The 17272-nt window shown below is 40.3% G+C and carries 9 protein-coding genes; all 9 read left to right on the top strand.

Features of this window, described 5'->3' with window-relative positions; all coding sequences use genetic code 11:
* Window positions 1-34 precede the first annotated feature (34 nt).
* The 9 genes from N480_RS08890 to N480_RS08850 all read left to right on the top strand — a co-directional run bounded on the left by N480_RS08890 (window position 35) and on the right by N480_RS08850 (window position 17059).
* Complete coding sequence (locus N480_RS08890) at window positions 35-3445, top strand: non-ribosomal peptide synthetase (RefSeq protein ID WP_063372161.1); 3411 nt, start codon at window positions 35-37, stop codon at window positions 3443-3445.
* Between the two features lie 31 nt (window positions 3446-3476).
* Entirely contained in the window at window positions 3477-5294 is a 1818-nt protein-coding gene (locus N480_RS08885; protein ID WP_063372160.1) for a non-ribosomal peptide synthetase, read from the top strand.
* The gene (locus tag N480_RS08880; protein ID WP_063372159.1) at window positions 5291-9430 is read left to right on the top strand and encodes a non-ribosomal peptide synthetase; all 4140 of its coding nucleotides are present in this window, start codon (window positions 5291-5293) and stop codon (window positions 9428-9430) included. The genes N480_RS08885 and N480_RS08880 overlap by 4 nt, the downstream gene beginning before the upstream one ends.
* A 729-nt stretch (window positions 9431-10159) precedes the next feature.
* Window positions 10160-11404, top strand: coding sequence for an efflux RND transporter periplasmic adaptor subunit (locus tag N480_RS08875; protein WP_063372158.1), 1245 nt, complete (start codon window positions 10160-10162; stop codon window positions 11402-11404).
* A 96-nt stretch (window positions 11405-11500) separates the two neighbouring features.
* Entirely contained in the window at window positions 11501-12199 is a 699-nt protein-coding gene (locus tag N480_RS08870; protein WP_063372157.1) for an ABC transporter ATP-binding protein, read from the top strand.
* Between the two features lie 4 nt (window positions 12200-12203).
* Window positions 12204-14621, top strand: a complete 2418-nt coding sequence (locus N480_RS08865) for an ABC transporter permease (protein ID WP_063372156.1) — start codon at window positions 12204-12206, stop codon at window positions 14619-14621.
* 28 nt (window positions 14622-14649) lie between these two features.
* Entirely contained in the window at window positions 14650-15606 is a 957-nt protein-coding gene (locus N480_RS08860; RefSeq protein ID WP_063372155.1) for a sulfotransferase domain-containing protein, read from the top strand.
* Between the two features lie 22 nt (window positions 15607-15628).
* Window positions 15629-16879 (top strand): 5-aminolevulinate synthase, encoded by a 1251-nt coding sequence (hemA, locus tag N480_RS08855; RefSeq protein WP_063372154.1) that lies wholly within the window; start codon window positions 15629-15631, stop codon window positions 16877-16879.
* Complete coding sequence (locus tag N480_RS08850) at window positions 16880-17059, top strand: MbtH family protein (protein WP_063372153.1); 180 nt, start codon at window positions 16880-16882, stop codon at window positions 17057-17059.
* The last annotated feature ends 213 nt before the right edge of the window (window positions 17060-17272 follow it).

Raw genomic sequence — 17272 nt, 5'->3', positions numbered from 1 at the left:
ATGTTTAAGATTTAGCATATTGAGAGCGAAGATAGTGGAACAAGAATTATTAGAACAAGCCCTCGCCAAAGGGATCCATATATATGTAGAAAATGGAAAATTACGTTTTAAAGCACCCAAAGGTGCGATGACGCCAGAGCTTAAGGAAAATATCAAAGCGAATATGGATGCTATGATCAAGTTGGTTGAAGGTGCGCCGCAGCAGCCGACTAAGAAGCGTTCACTCCAGTCATATAGTCAACAACGACTGTGGTTCTTGAATATGATCCAAAGTGAGGACATAGGCCAATATAACATTCCATTTGCGTATAAAACCAACGGGCGACTTAACAGTGAATTGTTATTTGATGCCGTTGATAAAATTATTGAGCGCCATGAGGTGTTACGTACAAGCTTCTCTCAAAGTAGTGACACGCTATACCAAGAGATTGAACCTGAGTATAAGGTTAAAAGAAAAGTCATCAATCTTAGTTCAGCCGGAGAGAGGCAAGATAGCCTGCTGAAAGAGCTCATTCGTGCTGAAGTTGGGCATCGATTTAACTTGGAGAAAGGTCCGCTTTTTCGCTTTTCTTTGGTTGAATTAGATTCAGGTAGTCAGGTTATCATTTGCGTTTTTCACCATATCATTATGGATGCTTGGTCTGCTGAAATCTTTGCCAAAGAGATGATGGCGTTTTACCATGCAGCATTGCAAAACGATTCTGCAAAATTGCCAGACATCGACTACCAATACAGTGATTTTTCAAATTGGCAGCGCAACCGCATCACTCAAGGCGCGATAGATTCGCAAATTAACTATTGGTTAGAACAGCTCGAAGATGCGCCACCAGTGCATAAAGTACCTTTGGACTACCCAAGAAAGTCACAGCAAACGTTTAACGGAAAGACATTGTCTGCGACGCTAAACACAGAGCAGCTTGAACAAATAAAAACGTTATGTCGACCGCAAGGCATCACGACCAATGCGTTTTTCTACTCTATCCTAACGCTCTATCTGGCACGTTTGAGTGGTGATAAAGACATCGTACTTGGAACAGTGGTGTCAGGGCGCCAAGATGTACGATTTGAAAACTTACTTGGCTTTTTTGTAAACACCTTAGTGCTACGTCATCAGGTTGACAGCAATGCATCGTTCAGCGAACACCTTGCACAATGTCAAAGTACTTTGCTAGATGCCTACGCCAATGAGTTTGTACCCTTTGACCTCATCGTTGAGAAATTACAACCGGATAGAACATTAGCAACTTCTCCACTATTTCAATTGTGTTATAACTATTCCAAAAGTGTCGGTGCTGCCTCGCAAAGCAAGGCTGGTGCGGACGCATTTGAGTTGATGAGTTTGGGTAATAGTACCAGTAAGTTTGAAATAACTTTCAATGTCATTGAACAGGATGACCAAGTCACGATATCGCTAAATTATAATGATTCGCTGTTTAGTGAGCTGCGTATTCATACTTATTTGAATGGGATACTAATTTTAATTCGTCAGGCTGTTAACAGCATTGAGCAGAATGCTTATATGCTAGATCTGCTATCTGATAACGAGCGTAAATTACTCGATGAATGGCAACAAGGAAGTGAAAATCCGACTCCTTCGCTGTTTCCTCATACCTTCTATCGCCATGTTAACGAACATAAAAATCAAATTGCTGTTGGGGATAAGCAGACTCAACTAACCTATGCGCAATTAGATTTAGCATCATCAATACTGGCAGAGGGGCTCAGGCTGCGGGGTGTAAAACAAGGAGAGATTGTCGCTATCTCATTGGAGCGAACAAGTCATTGGTTGGTAGCTATATTAGCGGTGTGGAAGGTTGGGGCTGCTTATACGCCCTTAGACTATGAGCTAAACGAAGAGCGTTGTCGCTTTATTGTGGAAGATACGCAGTCTCCACTTGTGATAACTGATGAAGTGACAAACCCTAAAATCGCCTCTTTGTGCCGGCAAACTTACCAGCTAGGAAAAGAGCCCGCGAGCATGTCAGAGCCATTTGTGCCGCATGACACACAGGGCGATGATTTAGCATATACGATTTATACATCAGGTTCTACAGGTAAACCAAAAGGTGTCATGATCGAACACCAGTCCTTAGCGAGCTTTTTGGCTGGTATGCGCAATATGCTGGATGTAGGAGATTGTCCAAAAGGCTCTTGGTGGGGCAATGTTGGGTTTGACGTATCAGTGCTTGAGAGCCTACTGCCCCTGTACTGCGCTGGACAAGTATTTGTGGTTGATAAGCAAACAAGGTTGCTACCTGAGCAGTTTGTACAGTGCCTAGATGAACATCAAATAACATTATCATTCATTCACTCTTCCATGATAGAACCGCTTACTAACGCGATGTCATCAAGCAGTGTATGCTGTGCAAGTTTACAGCATGTTGTAGTGGGTGCAGAACCAATTGTGTATAGCAAATTACAAGCAATGAAAAAGACCAGGCCGACTTTGACCATTTATAATGGTTATGGGCCCACTGAAACGACCGTTGCAGCAACCGGCTTACTCATTGAGGAAAATCAAGATTTCTCTGACCCGATGGCGCCGATAGGTGCGCCAATGCCTGGCTATCGCACTTATATCTTGAACGAGAAATTGTGCCCTGTGACGGTCGGTGCGATAGGTGAACTGTATATCGCTGGAGATACTTTGGCTAGGGGATATCTTGGCTTAGCTGATACAACCAAACAGAGCTTTATAGAATCGATATACGGTCGTATCTATAAGACGGGCGATCTTGTTCGCTATTTGCCAGATGGGAATTTGGCGTTTATCGGTCGGGTGGATGATCAAGTCAAAGTTCGAGGTTATAGAATCGAACTGGGAGAAGTAGAATCACAACTGGTTACGCTAGAGGCGGTTGACTCTGTCGTGGTTATCGCGAAGGATGTTGCAGGTACCAAGCAATTGGTTGGCTATATTAAGCCTAATTTGAACTTAGCTGATGAAGCCAAACTGGCGTTTGTCGCACAGATTAAATTTGACGTACAGATCAAATTACCTGATTACATGATCCCAACCATTTTGAAAGTGGTAACGGATTGGCCTCTGACGAATAATGGTAAAATTGACAAAAAAGCGCTATCTAATATGGAGTTAGGCGACCTAATAAGTGCTGAAGAGCACTATGTTGCACCTGAGTCAAAATTGGAACAAGCACTTCAAGATATTTGGTCGAGCATTCTCAACATTGAAACAAATAAAGTCAGCACAACAGCTAACTTCTTTGCATTGGGTGGCCACTCTCTTTTATCAATCAAGTTGATAGAAAAGATTAAAGCGCAGTTTCAAGTTACGTTGCAAGTTATTGATATTTTTGGCCATATATCAATTAAGGAGCAAGCTTTGTTGATAGAGCAAAAGCTGTGTGATGCAAGCTCAGAAGATCAACAAGTTGAAAGTATCTACAATAAAAATAACACGGTGCATGATGAGGTTGAAATATGATTGCCTGTGTAGAATGTATGGTGCCTTACCTATGAGTAACGTGTGTGATTTATTCAATAAAAGTGCTGAACAAGCGCCTGAACAAGCATGCCTAGTGTATCAGGGAGGACACTATCAATATTCAGAGGTCGCAGCTTGGTCGAGTGATATCGCTTCGTTCATTCGTGCTGCAAATATAGATAAAGGCCAGGTTATCGCCGTAATCATGGACCGTTCCCCCGAAATGGTCAGTTGTATTTGGGGGATTTTAAAGGCCGGCTGTGTATATTTACCGATTGAGCCTTCGCTACCTATAGATAGACAACAGTACATGATACAAAATGCAGGTTGTAACTATATTTTAGTTCAGCACGCGTACAGCTCTTCTTATCAAACAGGGTTTGTTGCCGCGCAAATAGATGCTCAAAAGATTGTGCTATTACAAAGAATAGAAAAGCTGGCACAGGTACATAATCCTGATAGCGATCTTGCTTATATTATGTATACCTCAGGGACAACGGGTAAGCCAAAGGGCGTTATGATTGATAATTCCGCCTTGTATAACTATGTCATCGGCATGCAAGATGTTCACCCAATAACATTTGGGCACAGAGTATTACTCAAAACACCATACAACTTTGATGTTTCTATTCGAGAGCTAATTTGGACATTGTGTTATGGTGCGAGCCTCATTATTGCAGAGCCTGATGGTCATAAAGATCCAACCTACATCAGTCACGTTTTGGCCAAATACCAAATCAATATCGTCCATTTTGTTCCTTCTATGTTGCAGGTGTATTTGCAGCAAGAAGACACTGGCTTTTCGAAGAGTGTGGAGTGTGTAATTTGTAGTGGTGAAGCGCTACAGATTAATCATGTAGAGCGTTTCTATCAATCTGTGTCAGATGTGCGATTGTTAAATATGTATGGCCCCACAGAGGCAACTGTGGAAGTCACATCCTTTGATTGTAAAAACTTGACCGATCATCGCAGTGTCCCCATTGGTAAGCCGATTGGTAATGTTGCAATTCATATTCTTGATGACAGCCTAAAGGCCTGTGAAGTGGAACAAGTCGGTGATTTATATATTAGTGGTAAAAGTTTGTCGGTAGGATACTTAGGTAATCAAGAGCAGACAGAAGAAAAGTTCTTTCCTTTGGTGTGTGACAACAGCGAGTCAACTATATTGTACAAAACGGGCGACATCGCCAGATATTTACAAGATGGTAATATCGATTATCTTGGTCGACAAGATGACCAAGTGAATATAAGGGGTTATCGCATAGAATTTATGGAGATACAGTCTGTTATTAACAGTCATAAGCACGTCGATGACTCTGTGATTACACTAAATGCTCAGCATGATTCGCATGAGCAAATTGCAGCCTATGTAAAGGTCAAATATGATGCAAAGGTGAGCGAGGATGAATTGCTTAGTTATATAAAGGCATATCTTCCAGATTATATGGTTCCATCATCAATGACATTTCTTGATGATTTCCCGCTTACGGCAAATGGTAAGGTAGATAAAAAAGCTTTGCCTAAACCTGTAATAAGGTTCAGTAAACATGTATTAAAAGCGCATAGTAAAACACAAAAAGTTTTAGAAGAGCTTTGGCAAAATAACCTAAAGATTTCTAGGGAGATCTCTTTAAGCGATAATTATATGAATTTAGGTGGGGATTCTATTTCTCTAATTTACCTTATAAAGGAAATAAATAAAGCATTTAACATAGACCTGTTATTTCAAGATGTCGTCAATGCAGAGTCTTTAGCGGCACACACTGAGCTTGTTGATCTAAAACTGTCCATTCCAATTGAGTCAGATGAACCATCAAATGATACTGGTATAGAGGTTGTGTATATATGAATTTATTTAAAATGCTAATAGACTTCAAGGAAAGAGGTTTTATTATTGATGCTAGTGGTGACAAACTTTCTATAAAGGTAACTAAAGGTCCTTTATTACCAGTTGATAAGGATGTGCTGAAAAGTGAAAAGTTAAATATAATCAATTTATATAAATCCTTAAATATAAATTCAAACGCTCAACTAGCACCTACTAGCTTTTCACAACAGAGATTGTGGTTTATCAATCAACTTGAAGGAGATAGTAGCACCTATAATATTATTGATGGCTTTTCAATTAGCTTTGCTGTTAATACAGAGGCATTTACATATGCTTTCAACAAACTGATTGAAAGACATGAGATTCTGAGAACATGCTATGAAGAGTCTGATGGTGATATTTACCAAGTAATTAAAGGTACATGCTCAGCTAAAATAACCATTCATGATTTTACACAGTATGAAAGAGCGGTCGCAAATAACAAAGTTGAAGCTGTAATTTCAAAAAACAATGACTATGCTTTTGATTTAAAAAATGGCCCGATATTAACAGTAGATTTGTGCCTAATCAGCAGCACGCAAAGTTATGTCGTCGCAAATATACACCATATTGCATCTGATGGCTGGTCTCAAAATATATTCAGAAAAGAGATTATAGCTTTGTACGAGGAGTATATTGGCAGAGATAGAAATACATTACCTACGCTGTCTTTACAGTTTTCTGACTATGCACATTGGGAAAGAAAGTTTTTATCTGGAGATAACCTTTCAAAGCACCTAGATTATTGGACGAACAAGCTAGATGGTGCACCACCATTACACAATTTACCCTTAGACAGACCAAGGACGAGCGTACAAAGTTTTGCTGGGTGTGTATATGATTTAACCATACCAAAGCAGCTTATATCGAGGCTATCGAAAATTTGTAGTGATAACAATGCCTCGACTTTTATGGCGCTATCTGGTGTATTTTCATATTTACTTGGCCGTTTGAGTCACGAAAGTGATATTGTTTTCGCAACGCCCATCGCTAACCGGGAGCAAACGGAAACCGCGTCGTTGATTGGTTTTTTTGTTAACACCTTAGTGTTGCGTTTTGACTTGTTAAATGTGAAAAACTTTGCTGATTTGCTCACGCTAGCCAAAGATGTGTGCATAGGGGCTTATAGCCATCAACAAATGCCATTGGATGAAATAATTCAGCATCTTAGTGTACCCAGATCGCTCAGTTATTCACCCGTATTTCAAATTATGTTTTCCACACATAATATTGATAACCCCAATGAAAAAATATCCAATAACGACACTCAGGGCCCTAAATTAAGTATAAATAAGTCAAAATTTGATTTATCCGTTTCATGTATCATTGATAAAGACAATTATCACTTTGCTTGGTGTTACAACTCCTCACTTTTTGACGAATCGACCATCTCTTTAATGGCTCATTGCTACGCTAATTTGTTAGAACAAATTACCAATGACCCACATAAAAACCTGTCTGAACTGTACCTAGTAGAAGATAAAATCTCCCAACAACCTGCTCAGACAGATGATGACATATCTTTGAGTGGGCACCCAAAAGTGCACGAATTACTGCGTCAACAGGCAATCATACAGCCAGAAAAAGTGGCAGTGATAACGCCTAGATGTGAAATTACTTATGAAGAATTAAACAAACAGGTTAATCAATTTGCTCATTACCTCGTATCTTTAGGCGTAAAGCAAGGAGATAGAATTGTTTTATGCTTGGCTGAGAATGATGAGTTGGTTATTGCTATCTTCGCGATATTAAAAATTGGTGCTTGTTATGTATCGCTCAATAAAACCATCACTCAGGCGCGCCTAGACTTAATCGTTGAGGACCTGCACCCACGACTATTAATCAGTGATATGTTTGCAGCAGAGCAATTATCAGAATCAAACTGTCAAGTAGTGGATGTTCGTGAGCATCGCTTACATGAACTTATGTCAAGTCAGCCAGAATGTGAATTAGATATGCCGGTAGATGGTGACAACCTTGCTTACATCTCGTACACATCAGGCTCTACAGGCAAGCCTAAAGGGGTGATGATTACACATGATAATCTACTCGCATACTTAACGGCAGCATCGAGCTTGTATGAAGTCAATGAGCATGACAGAGTTCTGCAATTTTCATCGGTGTCGTTTGATATTTTTGTCGAAGAACTATTCTGCTCATTATGTTTTGGTGGAACGCTTATTCTTGAAGACAAACAAGCACTCATGAATATAGAGCAGTTTTCGAAAGTCGTGCGTGAGAAGCAGGTTTCCATTTTAAGTTTGCCCACCGCGTTTTTTCACGTGATGTGTGATCATGTTTCAACGTTAGATAGTGATGACTTTAAGACATTAAGATTACTTATCGTTGGTGGTGAAAAACTATCGGCAAAATTGAGTAAAACTTGGCTAGCCTTCAATCAAGAGGCTAAGTTGCTCAATACCTATGGACCCACGGAAACAACGGTTATCGCAAGTGCATATTATTTAAGTAATAGCGCGACATTGTCAAATATACCAATAGGCAAGCCTATTAAAGGGGTACAGTGCCACATATTAGATCAATATGGTCACGTATGTCCCGATGGGATTAAAGGTGAGCTATACATCCTTGGTGATACCGTGGCAAAAGGCTATTGGAACAACCAGAAACTTACCGATGAAGCATTTGTAACCTTGCCGTTCTCAAATGGAAAAAAGGCTTATAAAACGGGGGATATCGTACGTCGTTTAAGATGCGGAAATTTGGAGTTCATTGGTAGAAACGACGCGCAGGTCAAGGTAAGAGGTTTTCGGATCGAGTTGGGGGAGATTGAAGCACAATTAACACAACTAGAATGGATTGACTCAGCACTGGTTATGACAAAAAATTTAGCAGGAGAGTCGCAGCTCATAGGCTATGTAAAGGCACATCATTCACTTGATGAGCAAGGAAAATTGGAGCTGTTGGACAAAGTTAAGGCTGAATTGACTGTTAAGTTGCCAGATTACATGATACCTAGGGTATTGGTCGCTGTAGAAGCGTGGCCGCTGACAGCTAATGGAAAGGTAGATAAAGGAGCCTTGCCAGATACCGGCGAAACTCTAATTGCACAGTTACACCTAGCCCCCGTTACTGAGCAGGAATTGCGCTTAGCCGCGATTTGGTCTGATTTACTTAAAGTGCCCGTTACAACAATAAGTACTGCAGCGAGCTTTTTTGAATTAGGTGGACATTCGTTGTTAGTGTTGGCATTGATTGTTCGGTTGAAAGCTGAATATGGGGTCAAGATCACCGTTGCAGATGTATTTCGTCACCAGAGGTTTGAACACATGGTGACATTTTTAAGTGAGGGCAACAATGAACATGCAGCGCATTATCAGGCGTTGATCCCATACAAAAATGATGAAGGAAATAGAGTGCTTGTTTTGATACACGGTGTGGATGGAGATGCGTTACCGCTTATGGATATCGCGGCTCACGCTACGTATTGGGATAAAGTGTTTATTATTCAAAGCCTAGGCATGGTTCATGATTCGATTCTTCAACAGAGCCAGTATTACGCAAGTGCGCTTTCAGAACATTTTGACGTTGCATCAGCCCAGCTATTGGTGTGCGGTTGGTCAATGGGAGGGTGTATCGCGTACCTACTAAAGGAGCAGCTAGAACACAGGTCAACACATCCCGTGTTATTGAGTATGCTAGACAGTTATCTACCTCAACAAGTCGGTGCTAAAGTTAGTTGGCAGGAGGTTGTATTACAATTTGCTCAAGCTATGGGGCTGGTGATAGAGCAAGCTCAATTGATAGGTGCTTCACAGTTATCTGAGGAACAGGCGCTTAGTGCTTTGCTTTCGTACGCAAAAATGGAGCAAGATGATTGGAGTATAGGTGAATCTGATTGGTTGATACGTTGGAAATCATTCAAGGGAAACAGCAAGAATTTTTCACAATGTCAATTGCAAGCGGGTGTTGAAAAAGCACTTCTCATTACGGCTAACGATCATGCCCATGTTTCTTCAGCGGACGGTTGGCAAAGTTACATCAATATGCTCAGTGTTAAGCAACTTGAGAACGCAGATCATTATACGATGGTAGGCGCAGAGCACGCCAAACGAATCACGGACTATTTACAAGCGTATATGTTGGAAAATTTTTAGCAACAACCCATGAGGGCACATGCGTATTGCGCGCCAATGTGCCCCCTATAACTGAGTGTGTTTTATAAACTCATAGAACACATCATACATTATAGTATAAAGCGTATCCTCTATCCTGTAATGGTGTTTACATGATTACCATAGGAGCGGTTAATTTGACGAATTTGTGGGATGCTTGCTGGTAAAAAATGAATAAATAATTGGTCAAAAAAATATCTATAGCATGCCTTTTTTCAACGATTTTTTAAGCGGCTATACCACACTCGAGATTCGCTAAGTATTTGATATTGAATTGTTATGAAAGAAATTGAATACGTATTATATGATATCAGGGGTGCACTGTTTTTGTCATAGCTTTGTGGTATGATTTAGTTAACTAGGTATCTAACTTGTGAAAAAAGTTGCATTTTAGTGTTTTTTTATCTTACCAGATTTGATAAGTTAATGAAAATTCAACTATTTACAATAGGTTAAGCTATATGGAATGATGCTTAAACTAAGCCAAAGAATTTGATGCAAAAGCTGTAATGTGGGTATCTATGTAACATAATTCCTGTGTTGTGTCCCCATATTTTTTGTAAGTGTTGATTCCGTTTGCGAATTTGACGCGTTCGACCTATCCAAAAGCTTGCAAAGTATTTCTAACGCGAAGCCCCATTATTCTAGTGTTTATTTATAGTCGCCTTTGTTTTTTATTATATAACCCGAAATTGACTGGATTTGAGCTGCATGGACAGAAAAATTTTAACGAAAAAACCAAAAAAGAAACTATTAATATCAGCGGCTGTGTTGTTAGTTGGTATGTGGGGCTATGTGAAAATAGCAAAGACTTCTGTTAGTTCTTTTAAAGTGGAATCATCAAGAATTAGTTATGCTCAAGCTTCTCAGGGGCAGTTTACAGAATCGTTACCAATTTATGGTTTAGTTGCGCCGGTTAAGTCTGTTTTTTTAGACACAGTACAAGGCGGCGTTATCGACGAAATTTTGATCGAGGAAGGCACCATGGTAGAAACCGGGCAGCCGATCTTAAAATTCAAGAATACATCTTTTGAACTGCAAGTGTTTTCTCAAGAAGCCCGAATAAGTGAGCAGCTTGATATTAATGCGAATACACGTTTATCTCTTGAACAAAACCGCCTGGACATTCATCGAAAGCTTAACAACATCGAATTGGATGTGAAGCTCAAGAAACGCGAAATAGAACGAACTAAGCCTCTGATGAAAAGAGGCTATGTTGCAGAAAATCATTACCTTAATTTGCTTGATGAGTATGACCAGCTGATTAAATCATTGGAGCTGAACCGTGAAGCCGAAACACAAGATGAGGAAATTCGTATTCGCAAATTTTCTCAGTTGGCAGAAAGCGAAAAACGCCTTAACAGTCATTTAGAAGTCATTCGTGAAAGTCTAGAGCAATTGGTTGTGAAGGCTCCTATCACAGGACAGATCACTTCATTACCAGTAGAAATAGGTGAACTCAAAAAGGTTGGAGATAGGCTCGGACAGATTGATGTGATGGATGGATACAAAGTGTCTGCTTTTGTAGATTCATTTTATTTATCTCGCGTAGAAAAGGGGCAAACGGCTTATTTTGTCGCAGATGGTGTGCAAAAGAAATTGACAGTTAAAAAGGTATATTCAGAGATCAATGATGGTCAGTTCCAAGTTGATCTGGATTTTGTTGATACCGCCCCTGAGCACTTTGTTCGTGGCCAAAATATCAATCTAGAGCTGATCTTAAGTGAACCACAACAAGCCGTCATGATAGATAACGGTGGCTTTTTTCAAGACACCGGTGGGGATTGGGTATTTGTTGTGGACCCCGATGGGAAGACTGCTACAAAAAGGCCAGTAAAACTGGGTAAACGTAACAACAAAAAGATAGTTGTCTTGGAAGGGATTGAATTAGGTGAAAGAGTAATTGTTTCATCATACTCAGATTTTGCTGGTGTTGATCAGTTAGTTATAAATTAATTTCAAGGCCTTGACTGACTTAATATATTCGTAAACGGGCTAAGGAATGAGATTGCCCGTTTAAAGATTTTTATTAGAGAATTTGTAGGAAAAATAATGATAAAAATAGAGAGCATGGTTAAAAGCTATCAAACAGAAGATATTGAAACTGTCGCGCTAGACAATATTGATTTGACTGTTGAACAAGGTGAGTTCTTGGCCATCATGGGCCCTTCAGGGTGTGGTAAATCTACCCTGTTGAATATATTAGGCCTGTTGGACAATCCTACCTCTGGTATTTATAACTTTCTAGGTCAAGACGTTGCCAATAAGAAGGAAAAAGAATTATCAGTTATCCGCAAGCATAATGTTGGTTTTATTTTCCAAGAATTTAATCTAATTGATGAGCTGACTGTGTTTGAAAACGTTGAGTTAGCGTTGCTTTATCACGATTTGTCTGCGAAAGAGCGGAAGGAACGTGTGCTAGAGATTCTAAAGAAAGTTTCCATGGAGCATAGGGTTAATCATTATCCTAAAAAACTCTCTGGCGGTCAGCAACAACGCGTTGCTATTGCGCGCGCTTTGGTGAGTGACCCTAAGCTAGTAGTAGCGGACGAGCCAACTGGTAACCTAGATAGTAAGCTAGGTCGAGAAGTTATGGAGCTATTACAAGACTTAAATCGTCGAGGCACGACATTAATAATGGTGACGCACTCTGAAGAGCACGCGGGTTATGCAAATAGAACCGTATCGTTGCTTGATGGCAAAATCGTAGAACATGCGAGCTGTGAAATGAACGCAAAAGAGGCTTGCTAATAATATGTTTTATAATTACTTGATAATCGCATTACGTCGCCTCAAGTCCGATAAACTTTTTACCTCGGTCAATTTGTTAGGACTGGGTGTGGGTCTACTTTGTTTCTTAATGACCCTACTCTACATTTTGGATGAAGTTAGCTACGACGCATTTTGGAAACAGGGTGAAAATATCTATCGTGTTGAAACGACTGTTAGACGCAACGGTGGGGCTGATAGTATTCAATATTCACGCAGTTTCGCCCCCTTGACGCCGTTAGCTGAAGTTAATATGCAAGGTAGTGTAGCTATCGCGCGTTTACAACCAATGCAGTTTCTTGCTGCTTACAATGTAACTCGATTCTATCAGGACGTTTCATTTGTAGATCCGAGTTTCTTTGACGTTTTTGATCTCAAATTTATTCAAGGTTCACGTGAAAATGCGCTAAACACACCATATAAAGTTGTGTTAACCGAATCAACAGCTAAGAAGTATTTTGGCCGAGAAAGCGCCCTGGATAAAGTAATAACGCTTGATGGAAAGCACAAACTCCAAGTAACGGGTGTTGTTCAAGATGCGCCGGATAATACTCACTTAAATTTGGGTATGTTGGCGAGTATTGACTCCCTACCGCGTATGTATAATGAACGGATATTGAGAAACTGGAATTTTCCAACCACTTTCACTTACGTGGCACTAGGGCAAGGGCAGAATCCCGAACCTTGGCATGTGCAATTAACCGAATTGGCAAATAAGAATGTTCCAGAACGCATTCAGGGAACAATTGAGCTAGGTCTGATGCCAGTTTCTGAGATTCACTTAAGAGATAATGAACTGGGCGGCTTTAATACTATCCATGTGCTTGGGGTTGTTAGTGCGCTTGTGTTGCTAATGGCCTGTATCAACACGATTAATCTTGCAACTGCTAAAGGAGCTGAGCGAGATCGAGAAACGGGTATACGTAAAGCGTTGGGAGGCACTAGAGTACAGTTGTTTAACCAATTTATGGTTGAATCATATTTACTGGTTATTGGCGCTACTATTTTAGCGCTGTTCTTTTCAGACCTTTTATTACCCTGGTTTAACCAGATCACAGGGAAGAGTTTGTCCTTCACGGTGTTTTTTGAGGCACAATTTTTAATCGGATTGTTATTGCTGGTATTGATCGCAGGGTTTATGGCTGGTGCATACCCTGCCGCTGTGATGTCTAGCTATAAGCCCGTTGATATTTTCAAAGGGAGTATGGGTTATGGACAAGGCTCTTTTAGCATGCGTATGCTTTTATTACTGTTCCAATTCATTGTTGCAATCTCTATCACCATAGGTACTTACTTTATATATCAACAGATGAACCACATCAAAAACATGGATTTAGGCTTCTCAGATGAAAACGTTGTGGTGCTGAAAAATATAGGTTGGACCGATATAAAACCTAACTATTCAGTGCTGCAAAAAGAGTTGGTAAAACACCCTAATATCGAGCATGTAGCAGGTTCGATTACGGTACCAGGTAGAGAGTTTGATCGAGTGGGGGCATTTCATGTTGAAGGTACGCCCTCTGAAAACGGGATCAGTTTGAATCGTATGGCAACGGATTTTGGATTTTTCCAGACGTATGATGTCAACTTAGTCACTGGGCGCATGTTCTCTAGAGAATATGGATCTGATGAAGTAGGGTCAAATCAATCAACGTCAGGTAAAGCAACTTATAGCGCTATTTTAAATGAGACTGCCGTTAGAAAGTTTGGTTGGAATGATGCTGAAGATGCGTTAGGCAAGAGACTGATTTCATCAGATAAGAAATGGGGCTTTGATATTCGTGTGGTTGGTGTTGTTGAGGACTTCCACATACTGACTGGGCACAGCGCCATTAACCCGTATGTGTTTATTATTAGTACAGGTGCGGTGAATTATGCTTCAGTGAAAATTAATGGTGGTGAATTGCCTGACGTGTTGAATTACATAGACAATACATGGAACCAAATCATTCCTCAGTACCCTATCGTTCGCTCTTTCTTAGACGACGATATTGACAGAGCATTTATACAGTGGGAAAGAAATGGCCAATTGATGGCGGCTCTGTCACTTATTGCAATCGGTATCGCTGCTGTAGGCTCATTTGGTATGGCTGCGTTTAGCACCAAAAATAGAAACAAAGAAATCAGTATGCGTAAGGTTGTTGGCGCCAGTTCTTTTGACTTGATCAGGCTGCTGGTGTGGGACTTAAGTAAACCGCTCATACTTGCCAATGTGTTGGCTTGGCCTCTTGTTTATATTGTAATACGCGACTGGCTCAATAATTTTGCTTATAGAATCGATATAAGCTTGCCAGTTTTCTTCCTCGTTGGTGTAGGTTCATTGCTATTTTGTTGGTTGACCGTTAGCTATCATACTTTGAAAGTTGCGAGAACCAGCCCAGCCATGACGTTCAAACACTTATAGATACCAATATAGCTAAGGCCAGACAGTTATGCTTAACCCTGATACAAAAAAAATTAAAGCAATAGAGCAAGGTGTTGTTATCGATCAAGCGATGCTTACTGCCACAAATAAAACGGTTAGAACTTGGTATTCCCTAAGAAGACAGTTTTTACCTTTCTATTTTTTGGCTCCACCTAAGTGGCGATTGAAGCTTCGAGCCGCATCTAAAAAGGAGAGAATGCAAGCCAACTTCTCTCTATTAGGTGCTGTGAGAAGTGGTACAACTTCACTATCTGAATATATTATTCAGCACCCCTGTGTTGCTCTACCACTGACAAAGGAAGTGAAAATTGGTGGGCTGTATAGCAAACGCCTCGTTGAGGCGCAACTCCCCACGGTTTCACAGCAACGCAAAATAGAAGACAAATATGGAAAGGCAATTACTGGTTATTGTACACCTTCAATGCCCCATATGTTGCTGCCCTACTTGCTAAAATCTTTGAATAAGAATATGAAAGTATTCGTAATGTTGCGTGACCCTGTGGATAGGGCATTTGCCCACTGGCGTTGGGATCAGGAAATATCCCAGCGGTTTTTCCGTGACCCTCTTTTCGAACATGTTCCGAACTTCTCCACTTTGATTGAATTGGAAATTCAGGGCATGCTAAATCACGCAAATACACAAACAGTACAGGTAAGTGGCGTTGGCGGAGGTTATTTACAGCATAGTAATTACCTCCCTTTTGTGGCCAAGCTTATCGAAACTTTTGGTCGTGAAAATATCATGTTTATTAACTCTTCTGATTTCTTCAAAGATCCCCTAAAAGTAGTTAATGACATATATCAAGTGTTGGAATTACCTGAATATATACCTCAGGCAGTACCAGTTAAAAACGCTGGAAGAAAAGCAAACCTGGACTCAGAAGTTGAGGAAAAATTAAGAAACTTCTTTCAACCTATCAATGAAAAACTTTTTGATTTAATAGGTGAGGAATACGATTGGTAAATAAGGTAAGGAGACGTTGAATATGTCGTTTTATGACGAGTCGTTGAAGCATCAGCTGGAAGAGTTAAAGCAGAACTCAAACTATAGACACTTTATTGAATTGAGCAAAGAGTCTGACCACTTTCCACACGCGATTACTGCTCAAGAACATATCCCAGAGAATGTCATGGTATGCTGTAGTTTAGATTATTTAGGCATGGGTCATCACCCTAAAGTTGTATCTGCTGCAATCGAAACTGTTAAAAAGTCAGGTGTAAGCTCTGGTGGGTCGAGAAATCTAAGTGGTACTTGCTATCAGCATGTTGAGTTAGAACAAGAGCTTGCCGACTTTCACCGACGCGACTCAGCACTTGTTTTGAATTCTGGTTATCTGGCAAATCAAGTAGCAGTGTCAGTATTAGGCAGTCGCTTTGAAGATTGTATTATTTTCTCAGATGAGCTAAATCACGCATCAATTATTGAAGGTGTTAGAGCATCTCGCTCTGATAAAGTGATTTATAAGCACAATGATATCTCTGATTTAGAGCTTAAATTAAGTGCCGTTGAACATGATCGACCTAAGATTGTTATTTTTGAATCGATCTATTCAATGGAAGGTGATATAGCCCCTGTACGAGAAATGCTCATTTGCGCAAAGAAGTATGGTGCTTTGACCATCTTAAATGAAGTCCATGCAATCGGAATTTTTGGTGAAGGTGGACGGGGTATAGCCAATGATATTGAATCACAATATCAACCTGATTTAATCATTGGTAGTTTATCAAAGGGAGTTGGCGCTTTTGGTGGTTATCTAGCGGGCTCTAAAACACTTGTTGATAGTATTCGAAGCTTCGGATACGGTTTGATTTTTACAAGTTCATTACCACCATCAGTGTGTGCTGCCGCATTAGCTAGCATTAGGCATATTAGAAGTAGTAATGAAGAGCGAGAACGATTGCTTAGTAATGCTGCGTTTCTTAAACAGCGGTTGGGCGAAGAGAACTTGCGTATCATGCCATCGGATACGCACATTGTCCCAGTGATTGTCGGGAATAGTAAATTATGTAACGCAATCAGCAAACGTTTGTTGAGAGAGTTTGGTATATATGCCGTGGCGGTTAACTTCCCTACCGTTCCTTGGGGAACCGAGCGACTAAGATTAGTGGCTACCGCGAGGCATACCAAAGAAATGATAGAGGAACTAGTCACCGCACTGAAAATTTGTTTCGCTGAAGCAAGTTTAAGCTATAGTGAAGCGCTACAGTGTGAAGATTTACAGTTAGAGGAAGCATAAATGTTTGATGTAGTGGTTAATTCTGAACAGCAATACTCTATATGGCCTGCACATAAAGAATTGCCAAAGGGTTGGGAAAAGTCTGGAGTCAATGGCACAGAAACGGAGTGTCTCGCATACATCAAAGAAAATTGGGTGGATATGCGACCACAGAGTCTACGCCAAGTGTTAAACAGCTAACACAGTTTTGGTACTTTTGGCTTTTTCGAATAGCCAAAAGTACACTCACCTTTTGGTATCTATTTTTCATTATACCTATCGCCTAGCTCTTTTCTCATTCGGTTGACGTGAGAGCGAGCGTTTTGATGAAATTTGTATTATCAATAACACAAAGGAGTAATGTGTTTTTCGTTACAAAACACCAAATTTAACATAACACAGTTACCACCATAA

Source organism: Pseudoalteromonas luteoviolacea S2607, assembly GCF_001625575.1.
Classification (GTDB): domain Bacteria; phylum Pseudomonadota; class Gammaproteobacteria; order Enterobacterales; family Alteromonadaceae; genus Pseudoalteromonas; species Pseudoalteromonas luteoviolacea_E.
The sequence above is the reverse complement of the archived record's forward strand: the minus strand, read 5'-3'. Positions and strand labels throughout refer to the sequence as shown.

Coding starts and splice junctions, on each gene's coding strand:
- N480_RS08885 (WP_063372160.1), top strand. CDS start 3,477: ATGAGTAACGTGTGTGATTTATTCAATAAAAGTGCTGAACAAGCGCCT.
- N480_RS08880 (WP_063372159.1), top strand. CDS start 5,291: ATGAATTTATTTAAAATGCTAATAGACTTCAAGGAAAGAGGTTTTATT.
- N480_RS08875 (WP_063372158.1), top strand. CDS start 10,160: ATGGACAGAAAAATTTTAACGAAAAAACCAAAAAAGAAACTATTAATA.
- N480_RS08870 (WP_063372157.1), top strand. CDS start 11,501: ATGATAAAAATAGAGAGCATGGTTAAAAGCTATCAAACAGAAGATATT.
- N480_RS08865 (WP_063372156.1), top strand. CDS start 12,204: ATGTTTTATAATTACTTGATAATCGCATTACGTCGCCTCAAGTCCGAT.
- N480_RS08860 (WP_063372155.1), top strand. CDS start 14,650: ATGCTTAACCCTGATACAAAAAAAATTAAAGCAATAGAGCAAGGTGTT.
- hemA (WP_063372154.1), top strand. CDS start 15,629: ATGTCGTTTTATGACGAGTCGTTGAAGCATCAGCTGGAAGAGTTAAAG.
- N480_RS08850 (WP_063372153.1), top strand. CDS start 16,880: ATGTTTGATGTAGTGGTTAATTCTGAACAGCAATACTCTATATGGCCT.